Source organism: Streptomyces sp. ISL-43 (genome assembly GCF_018614195.1).
In the GTDB taxonomy this organism is placed as follows: Bacteria; Actinomycetota; Actinomycetes; order Streptomycetales; family Streptomycetaceae; genus Streptomyces.
Genome location: NZ_JAGGOT010000111.1, coordinates 1 through 5,541 on the forward strand (window position 1 = coordinate 1; position 5,541 = coordinate 5,541).

Annotated in this window: 3 protein-coding genes and 1 pseudogene; all 4 read left to right on the forward strand. The window is 67.2% G+C overall.

The features are described 5' to 3' along the window. Positions 1–497: 497 nt before the first annotated feature. Positions 498–4,595, forward strand: a complete 4,098-nt coding sequence (locus J7F03_RS42545; RefSeq protein WP_214958103.1) for a LamG-like jellyroll fold domain-containing protein — start codon at positions 498–500, stop codon at positions 4,593–4,595. 152 nt (positions 4,596–4,747) lie between these two features. After that, a complete protein-coding gene (locus J7F03_RS39820; protein WP_214958104.1) occupies positions 4,748–4,897 on the forward strand; it encodes a hypothetical protein in 150 nt (49 codons plus the stop codon). Next, complete coding sequence (locus tag J7F03_RS39825; protein ID WP_374104459.1) at positions 4,894–5,223, forward strand: hypothetical protein; 330 nt, start codon at positions 4,894–4,896, stop codon at positions 5,221–5,223. Before J7F03_RS39820 ends, J7F03_RS39825 begins: the two co-directional genes overlap by 4 nt. A gap of 96 nt (positions 5,224–5,319) precedes the next feature. Beyond that, a pseudogene (locus tag J7F03_RS39830) lies at positions 5,320–5,541 on the forward strand (hypothetical protein); the annotation flags it as partial.

The window sequence follows — 5,541 nt, forward strand, 5'->3', positions numbered from 1 at the left end:
GGAGGTGACGAAAATGCGGCGTTTTACCGCAGATCGCCTCCTCGTCCAACGGAGTTCTGGTGGTGCCTTCACGGCATGCCCCCCACGGTCGCCGAGTGATTAATTCGCGATGGATCCTAACTTGTTGGCAGTTCGCAACACGCGGATCAATCTAGACAAGTTACCCATCGTTGAACTGTGAGGTTTAGAACCGTGATCGAACTTTGATCATTCGCATATGCGACTGCACGACTGCCGAACCGGGACAGATATCACATTTGCGCCCATTTTCCGCAATACTTGGTTCCGGAATTGAGGGGTCGTTAAAAGTCCTGCTCAGGGAACTGTTAGCGTTCGCGCCCAGTTGACAGCACAACCGCATTGGGGATTTCGCCGTGGGGGGCACACAGAGAAGCAAACGACCGGCCAGCCGGCCGGTCGCGTTGGCGGGACTGGTAGCACTGGCCCTGTCCGCAACAGCCGTCGGCGCCGCACCAAGCGCCTCGGCAGCACCAGCAGTGGACACGTCGAGCGCGCAGAGCACGCAGACCCCGCCGGAGCGGCCGACGACCGAACGGGAGCGGGCGGAGGACGCCGCCCTGGCGGAGGCGAAGCGCACGGGTAAGCCCGTCACCGTGTCGGCGGCGACGACCGAGACCGACACTGTGGTGGCCAATCCGGACGGCACCCTGGGGCTGACCCGCAGCGTCGCCCCTGTCCGTACCAAGCGCAACGGCAGTTGGGCCGACCTGGACGCCACCTTGGTCAAAGCAGCCGACGGCATGCTCCGTCCGAAGGCTTTGACGAGCGGTCTGACCCTGTCCGGCGGCGGCACCGCCCCGCTGGCCACCCTGGACCAGGACGGCAAACAGCTGGTGCTGAGCTGGCCGGAGCCGCTTCCCGAGCCGGTGCTGGAGGGGGCCAGCGCCGTCTACCGCGAGGTGGTCCCGGGTACCGACCTCAAGGTCACGGCCGACGAGGGCGGTGGAATCTCGCAGATCCTCGTCGTCAAATCCGTCGAGGCCGCCAAGAATCCTAAGCTCGCCAAGCTCACGACAGGCCTCAAGGGCGAGGGCGTCGCCGTCTCCGCCGACAGCGACGGCAACTTGAAGGCCGCCGACGCCTCGGGCCGTACGGTATTCCAGGCCCCGGCCCCCACCATGTGGGACTCCACCGCGCCCGTCCGGGCTCCGCTCGCCAAGCCGTCGGGCACCGCCGCCTTCTCCCAGGCGGTGAAGGCCGCGCAGGACGCACCGTCCGGCACTCCGGACGATGAGGCTGCCAAGGAAACCTCGGACAGCGCCGGCCCCGGAGACTCCGCGAAGGTCACCCGCCTCCAAGCGGAACTCGGCAAGGACAGCATCGCCCTGACCCCGGACCAGGCCTTCCTGACCGACCCCGCCACCGCCTACCCGGTCTACATCGACCCGGCGTGGATCCCCACCAACCGGGGCACCCAGCACTGGGCCTGGGTCCAGGAGGCGTATCCCACCACCACCAGCTACGACGACTACACGGACACCTACGATCCCGGTGTCGGCTACCAGCGCTGGCGCACGAAGACGGGCCTGGAGCGCTACTACGTCCAGCTCGATACCAGCGACCTGAACGACAAGAGCATCAAGAAGGCGTCCTTCAACGCGACCCAGTCGTACGCCGCCGACGCCACCTGCGCCAACACCTACAACGTGGACCTCCACTCCACCGAGCCACTCCTGTCGAACATCACCTGGAACACCCAGCCCCGCGACTGGGAAGTCCTGCGCACGACCTCGATGAACAGCGCCGGCGGGCCCGGCTGCCCCGACTCCACCACGCGCGGCGAGTGGGACGTAGCCGGCCACCTCGCCGCCAACATGTGGCGCGGCAACATCACCTACGCCCTCTTCGCCTCGAACGAGTCCAAGAGCGGCAGCAACAACGGCTTCAAGCGGTTCACCCGTGACAAGACCAAGCTGCCGTTTCTCTACATCGAGTACAACCGAGCCCCGAAGAACCCGTGGGGTCTCGCCATGACCCCCGCACCGCAGAACCCGTACGGCGGGACCTGCGGCTGGGTCGGTGCCACCGCCTACCCAGGCATGAGCATCGGAGCCTGGACCGGCGACCCCGACAACCAGGCCACCCAATCCCGCTTCATGGTCTACGACACCAACGGCAGCGGCGCCGTTTACGACAGCGCCATGATCGGACAGGCAAGCGGCGACCACTGGGTCTCCGCATACCCCGCCAACCTCACCGACGGCCACACCTACTTGTGGCAGGTCCAGAGCTCCGACGGTGAACTGGGCTCCGCCTGGGTCGAAGGCTGCCGGTTCTCCATGGACACGCAGCCGCCATCCATCCCGGTCGTCACCTCCGCCGAGTATCCGCCGTCCGGCACCCTGCCCGGATCCACGAAGTACATCGGCCAGAAGGGCAACTTCAAGGTAGCGGCGACCGACTCCCTCAGCGGCGTCCTGTACTACGAGTGGGCCTTCAACTCGGAGATCCCCGTGGGCGGAGCCAACCGCACCGATGCCGTGGCCGACGGCACCGCCACCATTGCGCTGACGCCCCCGATGTGGGGCACCAACGTCCTGCGCGTCCAGTCGGTGGACCGTGCGGGCAACCGCTCGCAGCAGCAGACGTACGTCTTCTACGTCCCCGACAACCCGAACGCCAAGACCACCCTCGGCGACATCACCGGCGACGAACGCGTCGACTTCATCGCCCCCGCCGACAACGACGACCTGATCGTCTACCCGACGGCCACCGACCCGGCCGCCGGCGGCGTGATCGCCTCGACCAAGGCCAACAGCCCCGGCGGCAAGGGCTGGGGCAACGGCACCCTGACCACGCACCGCGGCGGCAACGGCATCAAGACCGACGACCTGTGGGCGTTCCGCGACGGACAGCTCAAGGTCTACCGCAACTCCAAAACCGATGGCGGCCCCTACTTCAACGCGACCGATGCACTGGATGTGGGCAGGCCCACCGAGGGCTGCACTGTCGCCGCCACCAGCAAGCCCTGCGGGGCCGAATACATCGGGGACTGGAGCCGGGTCAAGCAGATCCTCGCCGTCGGCGACGTACTGCCCGAAACGGGCCTCACGACCCAACGCAACGACCTGCTCACCGTCGAAACCAACGGAGCGGCCGGCTCGCAGCTCATCCTCTTCCAGGGCAAGGCCACGACGGGCCAACTCCTCGATCCGGGCGTGCTCGTCCTCAGTCCCTCCGGATGGGACAATCTCACCCTCATAGCCCCCGGAGACGCCACCGGCGACGGCCTGGCCGACCTATGGGCCCGCGACAACACCACCGGCGACCTCTACCAGTACGCCAACATCGCCGGAAACCCGGCCGCCCTCGGCGACCACACCAAGCGCACCAAAATCGGGACCGGCCTCAAGGCGACCACCCACCCGGTGATCGGCTCCTCCGGCGACACCAGCGCCGACGTGCCCGGCGTCCCCGACCTGTGGGCCCTCGACAGCCAGCACCGCCTGCGCACCTGGAACGGCGCCGCCACCAACGGCAAGGTCACCAGCTTCAGCAACGCCCAACTCATGGGTGACGCCCGGATCTCCACCACACACTGGAAACTCAACGAGCTCGAGGGAACGACCGCCGTCGACATGCGCGGCCGCGCCAACGGAACGCTCAGCGCCACCGGCGCCACCCGTATCGCCGACACCGTCGCGGGCACGGCAACCAAGGTCGTCAGCCTCGACGGCACCAGCGGCACGGTCACCGCCGACGGCCCCGCCGTCGACACCACCCAAAGCTTCACCGTCTCCACCTGGGCCAAAACCCAGGCGAACGCCGTGGTCCTCAGCCAGGACGGGCAGCATGCCAGCGGCTTCATGCTCTGGCACGACCAGGACGGCACCTGGCATTTCGGGATGTCCAAGAGGGACGACGACGGCTGGGACTACGACCAGACCACCGTCACGAACGACGCCGCCAAGGTCCGCACCGGCGAGTGGACCCAGCTCACCGCCACCTACGACGACACCACCGGCCTGATCGCCCTCTACGTCAACGGCACCCTCGCCGGCACCGGCCACCACCCCAAGGCCAACGCCTGGAAGGCCACCGGCCCCCTCGCCCTCGGCCGGTTCAAGAACCAGAGCAAGCCCTCATCCTTCTGGAAGGGGCAGATAAGCAACGTGGCCGTCTACGACCACTCCACCGTCCCCTCAGCGACCAGCACCACCCTCGTCTCAGCCGTGAACAGCACCAAGTGTGCGGACGACGACCGCGGCAGCAACGCCGAAGGCAACCGCATCTACATCCACGACTGCAACACGCCTCCCGGAGCCTCCCAGAGCTTCCAGATCCTGGAGATCGGCCAACTGCGGGTGGTCGGCAAATGCGTGACCGCTGCAGCCGGAGGTACCGCCAACCGCACCCTCATCCAACTCAACACCTGCAGCGTCGGCGCCGGCAGCCAGCAGTGGCTACCCACCGCCACCAGCGGCTTCTACAACCCACAATCCGGACGCTGCCTCGACCTGCCCTACGCACGTACCGACAACGGCACCCAGCTCGAACTGTCCGATTGCAACGCCTCCAACGCACAACGCTGGCACGCCCCCGGCCTCGCCACGCCCCTGGGAGCCACCGGCTAGTCCAGACCACTGACTCATGACCGCTGGCCCGCCTCCCCTCGGGGAGACGGGCCAGCGGCTTTCGGCTTTTAGGAACGACGTGTCAGCGATTGCGTGTAAGTCGGTTGGTGTCATTGGATGCTGGGTCTTGAAGAATGTGTGCGGCGACGTGGTTGGCTCCGGGGAGTGGCAGCCCCCCCGCCAAGGTCTACTGGTGCACGTACGCCACCGCGTGGACGAACGTGAAGAGCACCTACCAGCTCACCGTCATCCAGGCGGAAAAGACGAAGCTGACCGAGATGCTGGAGACGTGCCCCTCATGACCACCCCCAGCCAGACGATGCCCCGCCCCGGCCACGCCGGCAGTTGCGACAGCTCGGTTCCCTTGACCTCCCATGTGAAGGCGGGGCCTGGCGGCGTGATGACCGACGAGGTCGGCGTCATCACCGGCGACGTCACCCTGACCACCGAGATTGGCCCGGACGGCACCGTTCAGGTCCGGATCCAGTACACCGGCGCGGAGGAGTGGTACACCCTCACCGGCAGCCCGGCCCCGCTCCCGCCAGAAGGCCTTGCCGCGTTCCACGAACGCATCGTCGACGCCGTAAAGGCAGGCGGCCAAGCCGAAGTCCCGCACGCCACCTCTTGAATACCGGCCTGCCCGACAGCCACGCTGCGGCATCGTCGTGTTCAGCTGGCCCCGGCCGGCGGGCAGCCTGATACGGGCGGGGCGAGGAGGGGCGTTGTGAGCAGAAGAGAGACTTGGACGACCGAGGAGTTCGGCACATCCCATGCGGGCGCGGTCGGGGTACTCCTCGCCGACGGCACCGTCCCGGACCCCGTGTACTTCGACAGCGCCTCAGGCTCGGGAGGCGAGGCTGTTACGCAGTGGAGCGTCTACGACGGCCGCTGGAAGCATGTACCGCGCGCGGCAGCGCTGCGCGCGGTGAACCGTTCCGGGTTCGGT